This is a genomic window from Cellulomonas sp. P4_A2 (assembly GCF_056402515.1).
This window is the reverse complement of record NZ_JBFUHG010000109.1, coordinates 1-453: the sequence shown is the minus strand read 5'-3', so window position 1 is coordinate 453 and position 453 is coordinate 1. Positions and strand designations below refer to the sequence as shown.

1 protein-coding gene is annotated in these 453 nt (G+C 72.8%); it reads right to left on the bottom strand.

Features of this window, described 5'->3' with window-relative positions; all coding sequences use genetic code 11:
- A partial coding sequence (locus tag AC1DUE_RS20320; protein WP_477041212.1) for a serine/threonine-protein kinase occupies window positions 1–453 on the bottom strand: 453 nt, incomplete at both ends.

The following is a 453-nucleotide window of genomic DNA, read 5'->3' as shown; positions in this document are numbered from 1 at the left end:
GTGCTGCGGGTCCTTGGCGAGCAGCCGCAGCACGAGCGCTTCGAGGGGCTCCGGAATCTCGGGCCGGATCTGCCGGACCGGGAGCGGCGGCTCGTAGAGGTGGCGGTGCAGCACACCGAGGGCGGTGGACCCGGCGAACGGCACGTCCCCGCTGAGCAGTTCGTGCAGGAGCACGCCGAGCGCGTACAGGTCGGTGTACGGGCCGACGGCGCCGCCCATCGCCTGCTCGGGCGCCATGTAGGCCGGGGAACCGATCGGCGTACCGGTGTGGGTGAGGCGGGTGGTGTCGTTGTCCAGGACGGAGGCCACGCCCAGGTCGAGGACGGTGATCGTGCCGTCCGGGCGCACCATCAGATTCCGGGGCYTGAGGTCACGGTGGACGATCGGCACGGCGTGCACGGCGGAGAGCGCGGCGCAGAGCTGGGCGGCCACGGCGACGGACCACTGCCAGGG